The organism is Fodinicola feengrottensis, from assembly GCF_039530045.1.
In the GTDB taxonomy this organism is placed as follows: domain Bacteria; phylum Actinomycetota; class Actinomycetes; order Mycobacteriales; family HKI-0501; genus Fodinicola; species Fodinicola feengrottensis.
This window is the reverse complement of sequence record NZ_BAAANY010000012.1, coordinates 68,699-88,942: the sequence shown is the minus strand read 5'-3', so window position 1 is coordinate 88,942 and position 20,244 is coordinate 68,699. Positions and strand designations below refer to the sequence as shown.

Annotated in this window: 13 protein-coding genes; 6 read left to right on the top strand and 7 right to left on the bottom strand. The window is 68.8% G+C overall.

Translation table 11 applies throughout. The annotated features are described in order from the left end of the window. The first annotated feature begins 15 nt into the window (after positions 1 to 15). The gene (coaBC, locus tag ABD301_RS18570) at positions 16 to 1,245 is read left to right on the top strand and encodes a bifunctional phosphopantothenoylcysteine decarboxylase/phosphopantothenate--cysteine ligase CoaBC (RefSeq protein ID WP_344311502.1); all 1,230 of its coding nucleotides are present in this window, start codon (positions 16 to 18) and stop codon (positions 1,243 to 1,245) included. On the opposite strand, the gene ABD301_RS18565 is transcribed toward coaBC, so the two are convergent. The 3 genes from ABD301_RS18565 to ABD301_RS18555 form a co-directional block, all read right to left on the bottom strand. Further along, positions 1,229 to 3,499, bottom strand: coding sequence for a molybdopterin-dependent oxidoreductase (locus ABD301_RS18565; protein ID WP_344311501.1), 2,271 nt, complete (start codon positions 3,497 to 3,499; stop codon positions 1,229 to 1,231). The two genes, coaBC and ABD301_RS18565, sit on opposite strands and share 17 nt — an antisense overlap. Continuing rightward, positions 3,496 to 3,915 carry a MarR family winged helix-turn-helix transcriptional regulator gene (locus tag ABD301_RS18560; RefSeq protein ID WP_163573117.1) on the bottom strand — a complete coding sequence of 140 codons (420 nt, stop codon included), beginning with the start codon at positions 3,913 to 3,915 and terminating at the stop codon, positions 3,496 to 3,498. Before ABD301_RS18560 ends, ABD301_RS18565 begins: the two co-directional genes overlap by 4 nt. A gap of 294 nt (positions 3,916 to 4,209) precedes the next feature. Continuing rightward, positions 4,210 to 6,318: a phosphocholine-specific phospholipase C gene (locus tag ABD301_RS18555; protein ID WP_344311500.1), complete on the bottom strand. Its 2,109-nt coding sequence runs from the start codon at positions 6,316 to 6,318 to the stop codon at positions 4,210 to 4,212. Between the two features lie 241 nt (positions 6,319 to 6,559). Between ABD301_RS18555 and metK the strand changes: the two genes are divergently transcribed. The 4 genes from metK to ABD301_RS18535 all read left to right on the top strand — a co-directional run bounded on the left by metK (position 6,560) and on the right by ABD301_RS18535 (position 11,170). Continuing rightward, on the top strand, positions 6,560 to 7,756 hold the full coding sequence (metK, locus tag ABD301_RS18550) for a methionine adenosyltransferase (protein ID WP_344311499.1): 1,197 nt from the start codon (positions 6,560 to 6,562) through the stop codon (positions 7,754 to 7,756). A 356-nt stretch (positions 7,757 to 8,112) separates the two neighbouring features. Continuing rightward, the gene (locus tag ABD301_RS18545) at positions 8,113 to 8,619 is read left to right on the top strand and encodes a SigE family RNA polymerase sigma factor (protein WP_344311498.1); all 507 of its coding nucleotides are present in this window, start codon (positions 8,113 to 8,115) and stop codon (positions 8,617 to 8,619) included. 3 nt (positions 8,620 to 8,622) lie between these two features. After that, a complete protein-coding gene (locus ABD301_RS18540) occupies positions 8,623 to 9,990 on the top strand; it encodes a sialidase family protein (RefSeq protein WP_163573113.1) in 1,368 nt (455 codons plus the stop codon). A 202-nt stretch (positions 9,991 to 10,192) separates the two neighbouring features. Then, positions 10,193 to 11,170, top strand: coding sequence for an NADPH:quinone oxidoreductase family protein (locus ABD301_RS18535; protein WP_344311496.1), 978 nt, complete (start codon positions 10,193 to 10,195; stop codon positions 11,168 to 11,170). 233 nt (positions 11,171 to 11,403) lie between these two features. Here ABD301_RS18535 and ABD301_RS18530 read toward each other — a convergent pair whose 3' ends face one another. The 4 genes from ABD301_RS18530 to ABD301_RS18515 all read right to left on the bottom strand — a co-directional run bounded on the left by ABD301_RS18530 (position 11,404) and on the right by ABD301_RS18515 (position 18,013). Then, positions 11,404 to 12,852, bottom strand: a complete 1,449-nt coding sequence (locus tag ABD301_RS18530; protein ID WP_344311495.1) for an aromatic amino acid ammonia-lyase — start codon at positions 12,850 to 12,852, stop codon at positions 11,404 to 11,406. 55 nt (positions 12,853 to 12,907) lie between these two features. Next, a complete protein-coding gene (locus ABD301_RS18525) occupies positions 12,908 to 13,339 on the bottom strand; it encodes a hypothetical protein (RefSeq protein ID WP_344311494.1) in 432 nt (143 codons plus the stop codon). A 27-nt stretch (positions 13,340 to 13,366) separates the two neighbouring features. Further along, the gene (locus tag ABD301_RS18520) at positions 13,367 to 15,034 is read right to left on the bottom strand and encodes an FAD-dependent monooxygenase (protein WP_163573111.1); all 1,668 of its coding nucleotides are present in this window, start codon (positions 15,032 to 15,034) and stop codon (positions 13,367 to 13,369) included. 174 nt (positions 15,035 to 15,208) lie between these two features. Continuing rightward, on the bottom strand, positions 15,209 to 18,013 hold the full coding sequence (locus tag ABD301_RS18515; RefSeq protein ID WP_344311493.1) for an AfsR/SARP family transcriptional regulator: 2,805 nt from the start codon (positions 18,011 to 18,013) through the stop codon (positions 15,209 to 15,211). Between the two features lie 169 nt (positions 18,014 to 18,182). On the opposite strand from ABD301_RS18515, the gene ABD301_RS18510 reads away from it, so the two are divergent. Next, positions 18,183 to 20,177: a primosomal protein N' gene (locus ABD301_RS18510; protein WP_344311525.1), complete on the top strand. Its 1,995-nt coding sequence runs from the start codon at positions 18,183 to 18,185 to the stop codon at positions 20,175 to 20,177. Positions 20,178 to 20,244: the final 67 nt, after the last annotated feature.

Sequence of the window (20,244 nt, the reverse complement as noted above, 5' to 3'; positions counted from 1 at the left end):
GTGTCGGTGAGCACCATGCCGGCACGCCGCGTTGTTTTGGGGGTCGGCGGCGGCATCGCCGCATACAAGGCTGCCGAGCTGCTCCGCCGCCTCACCGAGTCCGGCCTGTCCGTACGGGTGATCCCGACCGCGAGCGCGCTGAAATTCGTCGGTGAGCCCACCTGGGCCGCCCTTTCCGGCCAGCCGGTGGCGACCGACGTGTGGACCGACGTGCACGAGGTCCCGCACGTGCGGCTGGGCCGCGAAGCCGATCTTGTGGTGGTCGCACCGGCCACCGCTGACCTGCTCGCGAAAGCCGCGTACGGCCGAGCCGACGACCTGCTGACTTCCACTCTGTTGACCGCGACCTGTCCGGTCATCTTCGCGCCGGCCATGCACACCGAGATGTGGCTGCATCCGGCCACCGCGCACAACGTCGCGACTCTGCGATCCCGCGGCGCGCTCGTCATCGAGCCGGCGGTCGGCCGGCTGACCGGCGCCGATACCGGACAGGGCCGGTTGCCCGATCCCGACGACATCGCCGCGATCGCCTTCGCGACCCTCGAACGCGGCACCGCTGCCGCCGACCTCACCGGCCTGCGAGTCGTCGTTTCCGCTGGCGGTACGCGTGAGCCGCTGGATCCGGTTCGGTTCCTCGGCAACCGCTCGTCCGGCCGGCAGGGCTACGCACTCGCTCGTACGGCCGCCGCCCGCGGCGCCCACGTCACCCTGGTCACCGCAAACTCCGGCCTGCCGGACCCGACCGGGGTCATCGTCGTACGGGTCGGGACCACTGCAGAGCTGCGGGACGCGATGCTGGCGGCCACCCGCGACCCGGCCGCGGACGCGGTGGTGATGGCTGCGGCACCGGCCGACTTCCGGCCGGTCGGCACCAGCTCGTACAAGATCAAGAAGGCCGACGACGGCTCCGCGCCGACGATCGTGCTGGCGCAGAACCCGGACATCCTGCACGAGCTGGCCGCCACTCGCGGCAAGCCCGGTCAGGTGGTCGTCGGCTTCGCCGCCGAAACCGGCGACGCCGACCGGTCGGTCCTGGAGCTGGGTCGCGCGAAGCTGGCCCGCAAGGGCTGTGACTTGCTGGCGGTCAACTACGTTGGTGAGGGCGGCGCCTTCGAAGGCACCGAAAACTCCGCCGTGGTGCTCGGCTCGGACGGCTCGTCGACCGAGGTTCCGCGCGGTTCCAAGGAAAAGCTGGCGAACGTCCTCTGGGACCTGGTCCTGCCGCGGATCAAACGCGAAGGATGACCGGCAACTCGAAAGCGGTCACGGTCGGCGGGTCGTCGTACTTTTCGACTTCTACCAGGCAGGTCTGGGCCGTCGAGCCCTGAGACAGCCGGGACGTTCCCTTGTCGAGGGTGACGACGTTGGGGTTGCCGTGTTTGTCCAGGCTGCCGGGCACGCCCGGCTCGGCCGGGTCATACCATGCGCCGGTCGCGATCTGGACGACTCCGGTCATCAGCGTAGTGCAGATCCGTACGCCGGCGAGGAAAGCGCCTCGGTCGTTGAAGACTCGTACGACATCGCCGTCGACGAGACCACGGTCGTTGGCGTCCTCGACACTGAGCTGAATCGGCTCCCGGTCCCGGATTTTGGTCTGCCTGCTCAGCGAGGCGTGGTCGAGCTGGCTGTGCAGTCGGGTCGCTGGCTGGTGGGACAGCAGATGCAAGGGAAATCGCCGCGCGAGCGGGCCACCGAGCCACTCGGCCGGTTCCAGCCAGGCCGGGTGCGCGGGACAGTCGGGGTAGCCAAATGACCGGATCTTTTCGCTGACCAGCTCGATCCGGCCCGACGGCGTCTTGAGGGCAGCTCCCGCTCTGAAGTCCGCGAACAGGGTTGTTGGCCCTTCGTCGGCTGGAAACTCGTACTTGTCACTGGCCCAGAAGGTGTCGAAGTCCGGTGGGTCGAAGCCGGCTTCGAGCGCCTGCTTCCGCGCGCCGTCGTACATATGCCGCAGCCAGCCCATTTCGTCGCGGTTCTGGTGGTATTCGGCACCGAATCCCAGCCGGTCGGCCAGCTCGGAGAAGATGTCGAAGTCGTTGCGAGCCTGCTGAAACGGCGGCACGACCTGGTGCATCGCGATCCAGAACCGGCTGAGCTCCGCGGCGCCGATGTCGTTGCGTTCCATCGTGGTGGTCGCGGGCAGCACGATGTCGGCGTGTTTGGCCGGTGGGGTCCAGAAAGGCTCGTGCACGATGACGGTCGCGGGCCGCTGCCAGGCACCCAGAAAGCGGTTCAGGTTGGTGTTGTGGTGAAACGGGTTCCCGCCCGCTGAGTAGATCAACTCGATGTCGGGAAAGGTGATGACGCGACCGTTGTGCTCAATTTCTTCGCCAGGGTGCAAAAGCAGGTCGGTGACCCGAGCCACCGGCACGGTGGCCTTCACCGGATTGCTGTCCAGCGGCAGTTTCGGCCGCGGGATGCCGGTCGTACGCGGCAACGCGATGCCGCTGACGGCGCCGAGGCCGAGGCTGAAACCGCCGCCGGGCAGGCCAATCTGGCCGAGGACCGCGGCCAGCGCCACCGTCATCCAGACCGGCTGTTCGCCGTGATCGGCACGCTGGACCGCCCAGGCTGTGTTGACCAGTGTCCTCGTCGAGGCCATTTGGCGGGCCAGGTCGATGATCGTTTCTTCGGGTACGCCGGTGATCCTGGATGCCCAGCTGGCATCATGACCGAGCAGATAACGCTCGAATTCCGGAAAGCCTTCGCAGTGTTCGTGCAGAAATTCGAGGTCGTGCCGACGCTCGGACACCAAGGTGTGGGCCAGTCCGATCATCAATGCCGTATCTGTGTTCGGTCGGATCGGGATCCACCGCGGGGCGACCGTCTCGACGACATCGTGTTGGTACGGGCTGATGCAGACCACGTCGACGCCGGCCGCGCGAGTTTTGGCGTACCAGTCCGGATTCTCGTGGTTGACCGCGCCGCCCGAGTCTATTTGCGCGTTCTTGAGCGGCGCGCCGCCGAACATCACCAGCAGCTTGGTGTGCTCGACGACCTCCGGCCACGGCACCACCAGGTTGCTGATGTCCGACCGGCCCACGACATAGGGCATGATTCCGGCCGCCGCACCGAAACTGTGGTTACCGGTCTTGTCGACATACCCGCCGAAATGAGCCAGGAAACGCTTGAGCACGCTGGGGGAGTGGTGCAACCGGCCGGCGCTGGCCCAGCCGTACGAGCCGCCGTAAATCGACTCGTTTCCGTGCTTTTCGCGGGTTTCCAGTAATGCGGTGGCGACGAGATCGAGTGCCTCTTCCCAACTGATCGGCACGTACGCATCGGCGCCACGCCGGCCGGTCGATCGCAAATAGCCTTCTCGCACGTACGGCTGGTCTATCCGCAACCGGCCGTGCACGGTCTCGGGCAAGCTGGCCTGGATAGGCGATGGATGCGGGTCGTACGAGACGCCGTCGACTCCTCGAATTTCATGCGTCGCGCGGTCGGTTTCCACCGAGTAGACGCCCCAATGGGAGGCGGTCTGGATGTGTTCGGTCATGCGCCGATCGCTCGCAATGTCAGCTGATGCAGCTGCTCACGCTCGTTGCCGTTCAAGTGGGCCAAAAATTCGTCGGTGGCACGGTCGACAACATCTTTGCCGCGCTGCAGCTGATCTTTGCCGGCGGCGGTGATGGAAAGGATGCGCCGGCGCCGATCGCTCGGGTCAGGCGCTCGCCGTACCAGGCCGGCCGTCTCGACCTCATCCAGCATTTTCACCAGATCACTTCGATCCATCGTGAGATGGTCGGCGAGCTCTCGCTGCGACAGCTCGCCGAGCTCGGTCAGGCAATACAGTGCGAAATGTGTCCGCCACGACAGCCCCTCCTGGTCGAACGCGCCGCTGACCGTGGCCCGGGCGATCCGGCCCAGCCGGACGGTCGCGAACATCGGCATCCCCAGCAGCGGATTGTCCATAACCGCACGCTACCGCATTCGTGGGCATCCCCATAGTGGGACTTCCCATGAAGTGATCGACAACAAACGCCTACTCGCCGCCGAGAAACCCGGTCTTTCGGCGCAGACCCGGCCCGCGACCATCGTGCCGGCCACTTGAACGCGCGCTTATCTCGCGCGCGCGTCTACTTACGTAATGAAAACCCGCCACCCGCCCCCCACCCTTCTGAAAGGGCGGGGGCTCAAAATTTCACGACGGTACGACAGTTTCGCGCCGCACCCCGCGGCGCGCCATGTCGCGACACGCCAACGGTGTCAGCCGCTGAGGCCGGGGCGGCCGTCTTCGAGGCGGCCGGTCAGCCGGCGGGTGAAGGTGGTGTCCGTCGGAGCGGTGATCTCCACGTCGTACCAGCCGTGCGAGGTCGGCCAGCTGACCAGTCGGGCTTGGCCGGGAGCGAGGGCGAGTTGCTGTTTGTGCGAGCCGTAGCCGCGGGCGGTCAGCGCCAGCGCGAGGGTTCGCTTGCCGGTGTTGTGCAGAGTGATTTGCAGGTCCATCCGGCCGGCCGCGGGCAGGATCCGGACCGCGATCGGGTGCGCGGCACCGGTGGTGGAGCCGGCCGCGTCGGCCCAGAAGCGGTTCGGGCCCTGGATCGTCAGTTGGTACGGGCCGACCGCGCCGACCGGCCGCACGGTCCGGTCGCGTACGTCCACGTGTTGCGGCGGGGTGGGCGTCGGCGCGTACGAATAGATGGCGAAGTGGGTCGTACGGCTGCCGTAGTTGCCCAACTCCACGGTCAGCCCGCCGGCGGCCGGTTCGATCGCCACCGTCGGGTGATACGGCAGCGGCCGGGCCGGCCGGTTGCCCGGCTCCTGGTCGGGCAGCGCCTGGGTGGCCGGCGGCTGCGGGTGCCAGCGGGTGATCGGCGCCGGAATGCCGCCCGGATGGGTGAGTTTTGCTGGCCTGCCGCTGTTCCGGAAGTCGAAAGCCGAGGTCAGGTCGCCGGCCACGGTCCGCCGCCACGGGCTGATGTTCGGCTCGGAGACACCGGTCCAGCGTTCCAGAAAACGCAGCACGGATGTGTGGTCGAAGGTCTCGGAGTTGACGAAACCACCAATCGACCACGGCGAGATCACTGTCATCGGTACGCGGAAGCCGAGCCCGATGGGCCGGCCGTTGTAGTAGTCGTCGCTGTTGCCGCTCACCGGTGCTGGCGGAACAGGCGGCGGCACGTGGTCGAAGTAGCCGTCGTTTTCGTCGAAGTTCAGGAAAATCGCGGTCCGCGACCAGGTGTCCACATCGGACGCGACGGCGTCCAGCACGTCGTAGATCAGGTTGGCGCTGCCGACCGGTGTGGACGAGCCCGGATGCTCGGCGAGCACCGCGGAGGGCACCAGCCAGGAAACCGTGGGCAGCTTCTTGGCCTTGATGTCGGCCCGCAGTCGCGGTACGAGACTGTTCGTTTCGCTGCGATACAAGGCTTTGTCGTAAAGGCTGCGTTCGGCGGCGGTCAGCACGGTGAGTCCGTTGGTCAGCGCAGCCGCTAGGGCCTTCTGTTTGTCCACGCTGAAAGTCAGTAGCTCGTCGTAGAAGGCGTTGATGCTCGGATACTTCAGGCCGGCCGCCGCCAGCACCTTGTCCGCGATGTTCTTGAAAGCCAGGAAGAACTCGAGCGGGTTGTCGGTAAAGTTGTCGAATTCCTGATAGACCCGCCAACTCACACCGGCCGCCTCCAGCCGCTCCGGGTAGGTCGACCAGGAATAGCCTTTGTGGTCGTAGTCGTACGCGTCGTTCTCGACCGCGCGTCGGATCCCGTCCGGTTCGTAGCCGACCTTGCCCGACCACAGGTAGTTGCGGTTCGGGTTGGTGGGACCGAAAAGCGAGCAGTGGTAGGCGTCGCAGACCGTGAAGGTGTCGGCCAGCTCGTACTGCAGGGCGATGTCCTGGCGCTCGTAATACGTCATGGTGGCGGCCGTCTTGGCGGCGATCCAGCCGTTGTTCCAGCCGCCCGACCAGGCCACTCCGCCGCCGGCCCAGCCGTGGTCGAGCGAGCCGAGATACTGGATGTCGGTGTCCGGCCGGCCTTCCCGCTCGGCCTCGCGGCGCAGCGAGAACGGCAGCACCGGGTCGCGGCCGGCGGCCGGCTGCTGGAAGGCGCTCTGCCCGCCGGGCAGCGCCAGCGGATGCCGGTCGGCGAAGCCGCGTACGCCCCGAAGCCGCCCGAAGTAGTGGTCGAAAGACCGGTTCTCCTGCATGAGAACGATCACGTGGTCGATCGCCCGCAGGCCACCGGGCTGCATCGGCGCCGCCATCGCCGCGTGGACGGACGGCGGTAGCAGCGACCCGAGGGCACCGGCCCCGGCCGCCGCCGCGGACATGCCCAGGAGGCGCCGCCGGGACACCCCAAACTCCGAACGCTCGCTCATGAGACGCATCAAAGCAACGCTTAGCCGCTGCTAGAAAGGCCGCGCGAAGGGATTCATCCGGTGGACGTCGGGTATTCGCGCTCGAGCGTCACCCGATCACCGATCGTTAGCCTTCGTGCGTTTCCGGTGGATGTCCGGGCCGGGTGGCGTCCATCACGCCGTACCGGGTGCCCTACCGGCGCGGATCCACAAGTAGACTCGGTCGCTAGTCAAAAAAGAAGCCTCAGCACCTGGGAGAGTTGTGTCTCGACGCCTGTTCACCTCGGAGTCCGTCACCGAGGGCCACCCGGACAAGATCGCGGACCAGATCAGCGACGGCATCCTCGACGCGCTGCTCGCGCAGGACAAGCGTAGCCGGGTCGCCGTGGAGACGCTGCTGACCACCGGCCTGGTGCACGTGGCCGGCGAGGTCACCACCGAGGCGTATGCCGACATCCCCAAGATCGTCCGCGAGACGATCCTGGAGATCGGCTACGACTCCTCCCGCAAGGGCTTCGACGGTGCGTCCTGCGGTGTCAGCGTGTCGATCGGCTCGCAGTCGCCGGACATCGCGCAGGGCGTCGACTCGGCGTACGAGGCGCGGACCGGCGAGAGCGTCGAGGACGCGCTGGACCGGCAGGGCGCCGGCGACCAGGGGTTGATGTTCGGGTACGCGAACGATGACACCCCCGAGCTGATGCCGCTGCCGATCGCGCTCGCGCACCGGCTTGCCCGGCGGCTCACCCAGGTCCGCAAGGACGGCGTGATTCCCTACCTGCGGCCCGACGGCAAAACCCAGGTCACCATCGAGTACGACGGCACCAAGGCGGTGCGTCTGGACACGGTCGTCGTCTCCAGCCAGCACGCCGCCGACATCTCGCTCGAAGAGCTGCTGCAGCCCGACATCGCCGAGCACGTGGTCGCGCCCGAGCTGAAGGAGCTGGGCCTGGACACCAGCGACTACCGGCTGCTGGTGAACCCGACCGGCCGCTTTGAGATCGGCGGCCCGATGGGCGACGCCGGCCTCACCGGCCGCAAGATCATCGTCGACACGTACGGCGGCTTCGCCCGGCACGGCGGCGGCGCCTTCAGCGGCAAGGACCCGTCCAAGGTCGACCGCTCCGCCGCGTACGCGATGCGGTGGGTGGCCAAGAACGTGGTCGCCGCCGGCCTCGCCGCCCGGGTCGAGGTCCAGGTCGCGTACGCGATCGGCAAGGCCCAGCCGGTCGGCCTGTTCGTCGAGACCTTCGGCACCGAGACGGTCGCGCCGGCCAAGATCCAGGACGCCATCACGTCCGTGTTCGACCTGCGCCCGGCCGCGATCATCCGCGACCTGGACCTGCTCCGCCCGATCTACCAGAAGACCGCCGCGTATGGCCACTTCGGCCGTGAGCTGGACGAGTTCACCTGGGAGAAGACCGACCGCGCCGACGCTCTGAAGGCCGCTGTCACCAACTAGTTTCTCGGGTTTCTCCGCTGCCGACAGCTCACAGTACGAGAAGCGCCGCCCGGACTCCCGATCCGCCGGGCGGCGAATCGGGTGGTGATCATGGCGGATGACGAGTTGGCGCGCTGGATCATTCATGGAGCGCGCGCAGGGCGCGGCTGAGCGTCGGGTCGGTTGAGCTGCCGGACGGTGTCCGGTTCGAGCAGTACGTCATACGCGGCCCCGCTTAACCATGGGCCTCATTCACACATGCCTCTGCGCCAGTGCGGGTAACCAGGCATATTCGCCTGAGATCGCGTGGAACCCGACCCCCTGGTCGTCTGTCATCCCCTGTGACACTGCTTCTGAACTCGACAAGCGGGGGGACGATGAGCGACCGGACACCGGACGCCGACCTCGATCACATCTTCCGGAACACCTACAGACGCTTGCTGGTCAGCATGTACGCGCTGACCGGCAACATGACCGAGGCGCAGGACGTGGTCGCAGAGGCGTTCGTACGGGCCGTGTCCAAGCGCGAGAACATCCTCGCGGCGGACAGCCCGGAGGCCTGGCCGCGCACCGTCGCGAGGAACATCGCGGTCAGTAGGTGGAAACGCGCGAAACACCTGGCGTTGCTGCTCAGACGCGCGGCCGACCCTGATCCGGTGGTCGACGGAGCGTCGCCCGACCGGGTCGCGGTGATGGCCGCGATCCGCCGGCTGCCACGCCCGCAGGCCGAGACTGTGGCGCTGCACTACATCGCCGACCTGCCGGTCGTCGACATCGCGGCCACCCTCGGTGTCTCGCAGGGCACTGTCAAATCGCGGCTGTCCCGCGGCCGTGCCGCCCTCGGTTCGCTGCTCGCGGACGATCTGACCAAGGCAGGTGCATAGATCATGACCACTCCAGCAGATTTTGTTGACGTCCGCGAGAAAGTCGACGAGCTCGGTGCTTTTCCCGACCTCGCGTCGATTCACCGCAAAGGCCTGACACGGCGCCGGATCCGCCGCCAGAGCTGGGTGCTTGTCCCGGTCGCCATCGTCGTGGTGGTGGCACTCGCCGCCTACGCGGCGCCGCGGCTGGGCTCCGACACCGATCGGACGCTGCCGCCGGCCACCGCTGTGTGGGCGCCGCCGACGGGTACTCCGCCGCTGCTGCCGCCGGCCGTACACGGGCCGCTGCACGGCGTGAAGATCCCGGCTGACCAGCGGATGGAGCTGATGTCGAGCGGGACCGCCGACGAATGGCGGACATATGCGCTGACGCGTACGAAGGACGGGAAGTTCGCGCTGACGCGAACGCTCGACGGCGGCTACACCTGGCAGGCGTGGACCCTGCCGGCGGAGATCCCGAAGCTGGTGAACAGTGTCGACGGAACCCCCAGTGAGCCGGCTGGCCCGGTCGCCGGCGACGGCCAGACAGTGACCATCGGCGACTACGTGAGCCTGGATGGAGGCCAGAGTTGGACGCGGCGGTCCGCGCCTGAGGCCACCGTCGACCAGGTTCCGTCCGGCTGGCGGGCCATCACCTACCTCCACGTCACGAACGGTGGAACTCTCGGGCTGGCGGCGCAGGACCCGGGCAGCGGTGCGCGGAAACCACTCGCTCACCAGCCGCCGCTGCAGGTCGTCGAGGACGACAATCCAGGGAGTTGGTGGCAGCCCGGCGGTCACCTGCGGCAAGCCGCCGACGGATCGTTGTGGACGCTGGTGAACAAGGAGGTCATCCGTACGTCCGCCAGCAAGGCACCGGCCTCGCATTCATCGCCTGCGATCAGCCATGACGCAGGCCGCAGCTGGAAACTCGCCGATCAGATTCCGGCCGACATTGTCGATGTCGACGGCCGGACGGCGTACGCGATCGGACGGACCGGCGCCGTTTATGTTTCGACGGACGGCGGCGGCAGTTGGGATCGGGTTTCCGCCCATGGACTGCCCAATCGCCAGATCGGTGGCGGCGCGCTGCGGTCCGACGGATCACTGCTGGTCCGGGCGTACGCGCCAGGGCAGCCTGACGACGCCCAGGTCTGGATCAGCAAGGACGGTGGCCAGACGTTCGCCCAGGCCATCGGGGCCGGCCACGTCCAATGGCTCGGCGACACCGCGGCTGGCGGCGTCGTAGCGAATGTCCGGGTCGAGAAGGACCCCGACAAGCAGGTGCCCGCCGTGTGGCTGGTCAGCCAGGACGGCTTGCATTGGAACGCCGCACCCGAACCACCCGCCGTCTACGTCGTCCCATCCCGCGGCAAAACAGTCGGCGGCTGACTCTCGATCCAGGAGAGTCCGCCCGAAGGGCAAGGTCTTGACTTTGATCTTCCCCCGAGCAACGAACCGGTGGATGTCGGCTGGATACACGAAAGGCTCCAAGACGGCCGCACGCCCATACCGTCCGACCGGTCGGTATGGGAATGGCGGCGGGGGCACGTATGGTGAGCCGCAGGATGACGGCGATCGATGGGAGAGGCGTATGCGGGCCTGGCAGGTTCAGGAGCTCGGGGAGCCGGCGAAGGTTCTGAAGCTCGTCGAAGTCGACGACCCGACGCCAGCGGCGGGGCAACTGCTGGTCAAGCCGCTGGCCGCGGCGGTGAACTTCCCGGACGCGCTGATGTGCCGCGGGCTCTACCAGGTCAAGCCGCCGCTGCCGTTCACGATCGGCCAGGAGATGTGCGGCGAGGTCCTGGAGGTCGGCGAAGGCGTCACCGGGTTCAAGCCGGGGGACCGAGTGCTGGGCGGAGCGCCCGGCGCGTTCGCGGACCTCACGCTGACCGGCGCGATCGCCGCCTTCCCCGCACCAGCGTCGCTGACCGACGCGGAGGCGTCCGCGCTGTTCATCGGCTATCAGACCGGCTGGTTCGCATTGCATCGCCGAGCCAACCTCCAGCCGGGTGAGACTCTGCTCGTACATGCCGCGGCCGGCGGGGTCGGTAGCGCGGCCGTGCAGCTGGGCAAGGCGGCCGGAGCGCGGGTGATCGGCGTGGTGGGCGGCGAGGCGAAGGCCGACTTCGCCCGGCAGCTGGGTGCGGACCTGGTCATTGACCGCAAAAAGGAAGACGTCATTGCGGCCGTCAAGGCGGCGACGGACGGAAAAGGCGTGGACGTCGTGTACGACCCGGTCGGCGGTGACGCGTACCAGCAGTCCACCAAGGTGATCGCCTTCGAGGGCCGGATCCTGGTGATCGGGTTCGCGAGCGGCACCATCCCGACGCCGGGCATCAACCACGCGCTGATCAAGAACTACTCGATCGTCGGCCTGCACTGGGGCCTCTACACCCAGCGCGCGCCGCAGCTGGTCGCCGAGTGCCACGCCGAGCTGACCAAGCTCGCCGACGCCGGCGCCATCAAGCCGTTGATCACCGAACAGATCCCCTTCACCGAGGTCCCCGACGCCGTCCAGCGCCTAGCCGACGGCAAAACCGTCGGCCGCTTGGCCGTCGTACCCGCCTGAACCTTTGGCCGCGATGCCTCTTGCGTGCGTCTGGCCTGGTTCCGCTGAATTACCCGCTACAGCGCGAAACTTCGGCGTTGAGTGCGGCACAATGTCCCGCACTCGATGTCGAGTGCGGGATTTTGTGCTGCAGTCGATGAGCCAAGAGTTGTCCAATGGCAAGAAAAGTGTGGCGTTCGGCGAGTGCCACAGAAATTGCGTCGCTCGGCGGAGCGGTTTTGGTGTCAGAGGGATCAGAGGTCGGCGAGGGAGGGGAGGAGGTCGGCGGCGGCCTGTACGTCGGCGGTCAGCGAGCGGTCCGAGAGGTCCGCGTCCAGGACTGCGCAGGCTTGGTCGAAGGCGGTACGGGCGGGGATGTCCAGCATTTCCGCGTGCCGCATCCGGAGCGCGCGTACGGCTGCGACCAGCTCGCAGGCGAGGACCTGCTGGTACGCGTCGGCCGCGGCGGCGGTCTGCCGGGCCGCCTGGGTGGAGAAGCTGGCGTGGTCCTCCATTCCGCGGGACACCACGGCCGTCCCGAGCGACACCGGCAGCGCGGCCTGCCGCAGCTGCGTGAGCATGTCGTGCGCCACGTACTCCAGGATCATCACCCCGGAGCTGCCCGGCGGGCCGGCCGCGAGGAACGGCGACAGGCCGGTGAAAGCCGGCTCGACCAGGTCGCCGAGCCGGGCCGCGGACAGCTCGGCGACCGAGTGCAGCGCGGACCGGACCTGGTCGAGGGCAAGCGCCAGATATGCCGTGTGGAAGTGCGCGTGGTGGAACACGTTCCCGTCCGCGACGGACACCATCGGGTTCTCCGCGCTGGCGTTGATCTCGATTTCCAGCACCTGCTCCAAATACCGCCGAGTGTCCAGCGCCGGCCCTTGGACCTGCGGAAACGCCCGCAGGCCGTACGGATCCTGGAGTCGGCTACCGGGTTTGGTGACTCCGTGCATGCCGAGCAGCCGGCGAATCTCGGCGGCGCATTCGACCTGGCCGGGATGTGGCCGGGCCTCGTGGACGGGCGTCGCGTACGCCTCCGGTGACCCGTCCAGCGCCACGTACGAGAGCGCCGCGACGCAGTGGCTGGCCCGCAGCAGCCGGTCGAGGCCGACGCACACCAGCGCGGACTCCGCGAGAGTGGCCGCGTTGCTGCTCATAAAGGCAAGCGCGTCACCGGTGTCGATCGGGATCGCCGGCAGGTGGCCGACCGCCCACGGCCGCTCGCCGGCCAGCGCCAGCCCGGTCTCGGCCAGCGCGGTCAGGTCGCCGGTGCCAATCGCGCCGAACCGGTGGACGAGCGGCAGGGCGCCGTCCGCGAGCGCCTGCGCCAACGCCGTCGGCAGCCGCGGATGGGCGCCGGAACGGCCGGTGGCCAGCTGGTTCAGCCGGATCAGCAGCATCGCTCGTACGTGCGGAGCCGGCAACGGACTTCCACCGCCGCCGGCGTGGCTGCGCAACAACCGCAGGCCGTAGTCGCCGGCGGCCTCCGCCGGGACCGCCTCGTCACGGTTCGCGCCGACGCCGGTCGTACGTCCATAGACGTGCCGGCGGGTGGCGAGGTCGCCGGCCAGCTGCCACGACTGTTCAGCCCGGCTGACCGCCTCGTAGTCCAGCTCGACCCGCGCCTGCCCGTCCGCCACCAGCGCGACCTCGGCGCAGGTCAACGCCCGCCCATCCACCCGTACGACAGCTTCAGCCATCTCTACGGCATACCAGGGTCCCCGCGTACCTGCGCGGGGACCCGCGGCACTGTACTTAGGACGGTCTGTCGCCCGATTGCCGGCTGAGCACCACAACCTGCAGGATGACCAACCCGATATGCGCGACAGTCGACAAAATGCCGGGCACCACCATGCCGAAAGCCGGATAGCTGCGCCAGAAGAAGATGTTCGCCGCTGCCAGCAAAACGTGCACCGACACAGCGAGGATGTGATTCGCCGGGCGATATGCCTTTGACCGCTGGGAAAACAGCGTCCAACCAATAATCAACGCGAGACCGTGCGCCTCAGCGAAGCCGATCGTGTACGGCGACGAGTGGAAGGCGGCGGCGTACAGTCCGATTCCGAAGTAGCCGGACAGTTCCAGGATGACCTGAACACCCCCGACGACCATGAGAAACATGCCGTTGATGGTCAGCGCGCGCTGGACCAGAACACTGCTCGCGGTGGGCGTGGACGTAGTGACCACAACGACTCCTTAACTATCCGTCCGCCTCTAGGAGAGCTTGGAGGTCAGGTAGGCGGTGATCTGGTCAGCGGAAACCGGCTGGGAGCGGTAGGCGAGATACGAGTCGGGCCGGACGATGAAAGCGCTGGCCTTCTCGACGGCGTACGTCTTATGGACCTCGCGTTCGAGGTCGCCGATGACCATGGGGTGGTCGGCGAACCGCTCCGCGCTGACAACCCGAGCGCGTACGAGATCGCCGAAGTCCGCTTCCAGCTTGGTCGCGATGCGGGCCAACTCGATGCTGGTCATCGAGCCTTCGTCGTGCCCGGTGAAAAGCAGGACGGTGTGGTGGGTGCCGCGGAACACGTCGTACATCCGGCCGGCCGTGCCGTCGATCTGGACGTCAGCCTCGCGAGCCCGCTCGCCCGGCTCGGGCGCCTCACCCCAGTGGGTGCCTTCGGACAGGTTGAGCGGCGACTTGGGGTAGTGGACGGCCAGCTGGGAGAGGATGCCGGCGAAGAAGCGCCGGAACGACTCACGGGTCAGCACCGTCTTGGCCAGCGTCGGCGCGAGGAACTCGCGCATGAACGCCTGCGCGGCGCCCTGGCCGGACGCGATCTGGAACATCCGGTCGCTGGTCTTGAGCAGCTGGACGCCGACCGGGTGCCGCTCGTCGTTGAAGCTGTCCAGCAGGACCTCGGCGTTCGCGCCGGTGACCACGCCACGCTGCACCAACGCGAGCTTCCACGCGAGGTTGTACGCGTCCTGGATGCCGGTGTTCATGCCCTGCGCGCCGGCCGGGCTGTGTACGTGTGCGGCGTCGCCGACCAGGAAGATCCGGCCGTCGCGATAGCGCGGCACCGAGCGGCGGTGGATCCGATAGCGGCTGACCCAGTACTCCTCGACGACCTTGGCCGGCACCGACGCGCGGTTGTCCAGCATCGCCTGGAATTCCTCGTGGGTCGGCTCGCTGTACTCGCCGGAGTGTCCGGTCTCCGGAGTCTTGACATTGCCGAAGATCCGGTAGCGGTCCTGGCCCGGCATCGAGAACGCGGCCATGATGCCGATCTTGGACGGGAAGACGTAGAGGTCGCCGTGCGGCAGCTCCCAGTCAAGCTTCGCGTCCGCCATGATGAACTCTTCTTCGTACGTGGAGCCCTCGAACGGGATCCCGCTGGCTTTGCGGACCGCGCTGTGCGCGCCGTCGCAACCGATCACGTAACCAGCGCGAATGGTCTGCTGGGTGCCGTCCCCACGACGGGTCGTGACCGTCACGCCGGTGTCGTCGGCGATCATGTCGATGACCGCGAGGTCGCGCTCGATCTCCAGGTCGAACTCGGCGAGATGCTCGGCCAGCACCCGCTCGGTCTCGTTCTGCGAGATGGTCCAGGAACTGGGGTAGTGGCTGCGGATGTCGGGAGCGGTCAGCAGGCCCCTCAGGTCCATCCGTACGTCAGCCGAGCTGTTGGTGAACAGGATGTGCAGGCCCGGCACCTCCTCGCCAGCCGCCTGCATCGACTCGATGATCCCCATGTCGTCGTAGAGCTCCTGCGTACGGGCCTGGACGACAAGCGCCCGGGACGTGCGCGACGCCTCCGGCGCCCGGTCGATCAGCCGAATGCTGTCGCGTACGCCGTGCCGGGCCAGCTCACGCGCGATGGTCAGTCCGGTGGGTCCGGCGCCGACAATCAGGATCGGTACGTCCACATCGGTCATCTCTGCCTCCATTTAATTCATCTCGCAATGAATTAAAGGTACGACCAAGCGAGGGGAGCCGGCAAATGGGAGGAAAAGAGAATGCCCGATCAGGCAGCTGCAGGCGGCATCGTCAAAATCGTAACGAATACCACTATTCGCGACAAGTCGCGGCCAAAACTCAGTGGCCAAGACTCAGTGGTGGCTGGTGGTGGGCAGGTCCAGCCGTGCCAGCAACGCGCGGAGGTGATCCGCCTCCGGGTCACCGCGATCGACGCAGACGTGTAGCGCCTCGGTCCACACCGCTCGGGCTTCGCCGGACCGCCCATCTGCGAGCAACTGCTTGCCCAGGCTGCGCCGGATGGCCACCGCCAGGGTCGTGACGCCGGCCTGTTCGGCCTGGTGAAGGGCATCCTGATAGATGGCGATCGCACCGGCCAGGTCGCCCTGTCCGGCGTACGCGTCCGCCTCGGTCTCCAACGTGTACGCCAGTCGGGCCGGCTCGTTCAGGTCGCGGAAGATGGCCGCTGCGCGCCGCGCCTGCCGGGCCGCGTCGGCGTACCGGCCGAGGCCGTTGAACGCGACCGCCAGGTTGTTGAGCACCATCGCCTCGGAGCCGCGCGGCTCCGCGTCCGGACACAGCACCAGCGCCTGCGCGAGCGTCTCGTGCGCTTCCTCGTACCGGCCCGAGAGGTTGTAGCTGGAGCCGATGTTGATCAGGCACATCACCTGCTCCACCGGCGCGTCGAGCCGCTCGAACAGCAGCAACGCCTGCCGGCAGGCGTTGATCGCGTCGTCGATGCGGCCGGTCCTGCTGTACGGGGTGCCCAGGCCGTTAAGGACCTTCGCCTCCAGGAACGGGTCGCCGGCCAGGCGCGCGGACCGGACCGCCACCTCACCGATCCGGAGCATTTCGGCCCAGTGCCCGCGGATGTAGCGGTACGACCAGCCCAGCTCGCCGAGCACCGCGGCGTGCCGGTGCGAGCCTCGTTCGACGGCGAGGTCGACGGCCGCGGTGATTGCCGGCCGCTGGCTGTCCCACCAGCCGATGGCCCGCGGGTAGTCCTCGAAGACCGCCGGTGTGACGCCTGGGTGCGGCGCCGGTAGCCGCATTCCGTGGGGGTATTCGCTGAGCCGCTCGCGCGCGTTGGCGGCGGTGTGCACGTACCAGTCCAGTAGCCGGTCGATCGCCGCGCTGCGGTCCCGGTCGGTCAGCTCGGTCTCGGCGACTTCGCGCGCGTACTCGCGGAGCAGATCGTGGAACTCGTATCGGTCGGCGGACCGCCGTTCCAGCATGCTGGTCGAGACCAGCTCATCCATAAGGGCGGCCGCGCGGCGGTTGTCGAGGCCAGCCAGCGCGGCTGCGGCGCCGATGCTCACGTCGTTGCCGGGATGCAGTCCGAGCAGCGCGAACAGCAGCGCGGCCGGCGCGGCGAGGGCTTGGTACGACCACGAGAAGACCGCCCGCAGGTCCGTTGGGGCGTCATCGAGGGCGAAGGTGTCCAGTCGGTGCCGCTGGTGGTGCAGGTCGCTGAGCAGGTCGCCCAGTGGCCGGCTCGGATGCCGGGCCGCGGGTTCGGCGGCCAGTCGTACGGTCAGCGGCAGCCGGTCGCACAGCTCGACGATGCCGGCCGCCGCGGCCGGCTCTCGGGCCACCCGCTCGGCGCCGACCGCGGCCGACAGCAGCGACAACGCCTCCGGCGTGGTCAGCTGCCCGACGGTGATCCGCTGGGCGCCTTCGCGGGCGGTCAGACCGCGCAACTGGCGACGGCTGGTGATCAGCACCAGCGAGTCGCTGCCCGGCAGCAGCGGGCGTACGTGGTCGCTGTCCCGAGCGTTGTCCAGCAGGATCAGCAGCCGCCGGCCGGCCAGCTCGCTGCGGAACGCGGCCGCCCGGGCGTCCAGGTCGGCCGGGATCCGGTCCGCCGGCACGTTCAGCGATCGCAGCGCGGTGTCGAGTGCGTCGGCCGCGGGTACGGGTGCGCCGGGGCCGAAGCCGCGCAGGTTCAGGTAGAGCTGGCCGTCCGGAAACCGGTCGCTGACCCGGTGCGCCCAGTGCACCGCGAGCGCGGTCTTGCCGATCCCGGCGGCGCCGTCGATCGCCGAGATCACCACCGCGCTCGGCGTCCGGCCGGCGACCGGCTGGATCAGCGCGTCCAGGGTGGCCAGGTGGTCGGCCCGGCCGGCGAAACCGGCGATGTCCGACGGCAGCTGCCGCGGCGGGCGTACCAGCGCGGTCGGCGAGGCCGGTGCGGTCTCCGGCACGGCCAGCGACGCTCGGTCTTCGAGGATGGCCTGGTGCAGGTCGGCGAGATCCCGGCCGGGATCCAGACCAAGCTGATCGCGTACGGCGGTGGCCACCGACCGGTACGCCTCCAGCGCGTCGGCCCGCCGGCCACCGCGATGCAGCGCCAGCATCAGTCGCTGCCAGAGGGCTTCCCGGAGCGGATAGGTGCTGGTCAGGCCGCGCAGCTCGGCCAGCACCTCGCGGTGCCGTCCGTTGGCCAGGTCGAGATCCAGTCGACGTTCCAGCGCTGACAGCAGGTCTTCGGTGAGTTCGGCGGCGGCCTCGCGTTGGAGCAGGTCGGACGGCACGTCACTGAGCGGGTCGCCGCGCCACAGGGCCAGCGCCTGGTGCAACAACTCCAGCTCAGCCGCCGGCTCGCCGGCGGCGCGGGAGGCTCGCAGCAGGTCGCGGAACCGCAGCGCGTCGACCGCCAACGGATCGACCCGGAGCAGGTAACCGGGTCCGACGGTGACGATCGTGTCGGTGCCGAGCTGGCGGCGGAGTCGGGCCACCACCGTCTGCAGGCTGTTGCGGCTCGGCGGCGGCTCGGGCCACGCGTACTCGGTGAGCGCCCGGTAGGAGACGACCCGGTTGGCGGACAGCGCGAGCGCGGCCAACACCGACCGCTGGCGGCCCTGCACCACCGCGGGTTCCGCGTTGACGAGCACTTCGAACGGGCCCAGGACATGAAACGCCAAAGACTCGCTGATCAAGGCCTGCCTCTCGATCCACCGGAACCGCAGTCTAGGCCGTGTTGAGTTCATCTTGTCTTGACGTGTGGTGGGCCGCACCAGTTTGGTCGCGGCGGTTCGGTCGTGGGCCTCTGGTAGACCTGGGTGCGTGAACGAGGGGGAGGGGCAGCTCGCGCTGCGCGGTCTGGCCGTGCGCCCAGCGCGCCGCAAGGCCACGGCCGGACCGGAGCCCGCTGAGCGGCTGCCGGTCGCCCGGGTGGCCGTGGACATGTCGCTGGCGCACCTGGACCGCCCGTTCGACTACCTCGTGCCAGCCACCGCGGACGAGCAGGTGGTGCCAGGCGGGCGGGTCCGGGTGAGGTTCTCCGGACAGCTGGTGGATGGCTTCGTGCTGGCCCGGCTGGAGGCCAGTGAACATCCCGGCAAGCTCGCATTTCTGCAGCGTGCGGTGTCCGCTGAGGCGGTGCTGAGCACCGAGATCGGGACCGTGGCGCGGCAGGTCGCCGATCGGTATGCCGGCACGCTCGCCGATGTGCTTCGGTTGGCGGTGCCGCCCCGGCACGCGCGCGCTGAGAATGCCGCTCGTACGACGGACGAGCCGTTGCCCGAGGTCGCCGCGCCGGCTGCTGACGGCTGGCAGCGCTATGCGACCGGAGCGGCCTATTTGACCGCTCTTCAGGACGGCCGCTCGCCGCGGGCGGTCTGGGGTGCGCTGCCTGGCGAGGACTGGCCGGCTCGGCTCGCCGAGGCCACCGCCGCGTGCGTACGTTCCGGTCGTGGCGCTGTTCTGGTGGTCCCAGACCAGCGCGATCTGGATCGATTGGATGCCGCGTTGACCGCCGTACTGGGCGATGGGCAGCACGTCAGCCTGTCCGCCGCGCTCGGCCCGGAAGCTCGGTACAGGCGCTGGTTGCGAGCCAGCCGCGGGCAGGTCCGGGTGGTCGCCGGCACCCGTGCGGCGGCCTTCGCGCCGGTCGCCGACCTCGGTCTGGTGGCGATCTGGGACGACGGCGACGACCTGCATGCCGAGCCCCGCGCCCCCTATCCGCACGCCCGTCAGGTTCTGTTGACGCGCGCACAGCACGGCGGCGGCGCTGTCCTGATCGGCGCGTACGGACGGACCGCGGAAGCGCAGCTGCTCATCGAGTCCGGCTGGGCGCATGAGCTGGCTGCTGACCGCGCGGTGGTGCGGTCCGCCAGCCCCAGGGTGGTACCGGTCGGCGACGAACGTGACCAGGAGCGGGACGCCGGCGCAATGGCCGCTCGGCTGCCCACTATCGCGTGGCAGGCCGCCCGCAAGGCGCTCGCCGACGGCGCACCCGTCCTTGTCCAGGTCCCGCGCCGGGGCTACCTGCCGTCGATGTCCTGCGAGCGCTGCCGGGCCTCGGCCCGCTGCTCGGCCTGCTCCGGCCCGCTGGCGCTGTCCAGCGGCCACGCGGTGCCCAGCTGCCGCTGGTGCGGCCGGTTGGCGGGCGATTGGACCTGCTCGGAGTGTGGGTCACGGCGGCTCCGGGCAGCCGTGGTGGGCGCCCGCCGGACCGCCGAGGAACTCGGCCGCGCCTTCGCAGGCACACCCGTACGCACCTCCGGCCGTGACGGTGTGCTCGCGACCGTGCCGGCCGAAGCGGCCCTGGTGATCGCCACGCCCGGCGCCGAACCGGTCGCCGACGGCGGCTACGGAGCCGCGTTGTTGCTGGACAGCTGGGCTCTGCTGACCCGGGCCGACCTGCGCGCGTCCGAGGAAACCCTGCGCCGATGGGCGAACGCCGTCGCGCTCGTACGCCCCGCCCAACGCGGTGGGATCGTCGTCGCGCACGCCGATGGTTCGGTGCCCGTCGTGCAGGCGTTGCTTCGGTGGGACCCGGGATGGCACGCGAGCAGCGAGCTCGCCGACCGTACGGCCCTGGGGTTCCCCCCGGCCGTGAGAATGGCCTCCCTGACTGGCCGCGCCGACGCCGTCGCCGACTTCCTGCAGGCGTTCCACCTCCCCGAGGGCGGCGAGGTGTTAGGGCCGGTGGCGGTGTCCGATGCTGAGGATGAGGACACCGAGCGCGCGCTGGTACGAGTGCGGCGGGGCGCGGGGTTGGCATTGGCGGCCGCCCTGCACCAGGCGGCTGGGGTGCGAAGTGCCCGCAAGGCCCCTGATCCAGTTCGGATTCAGGTCGACCCGTCGGAGTTGATCTAGGTCTATTGGCCGGGTAGGTCAGAAGTTGGGGCTGGATTTACGTCGAGTGCGGGACAATGTCCCACTC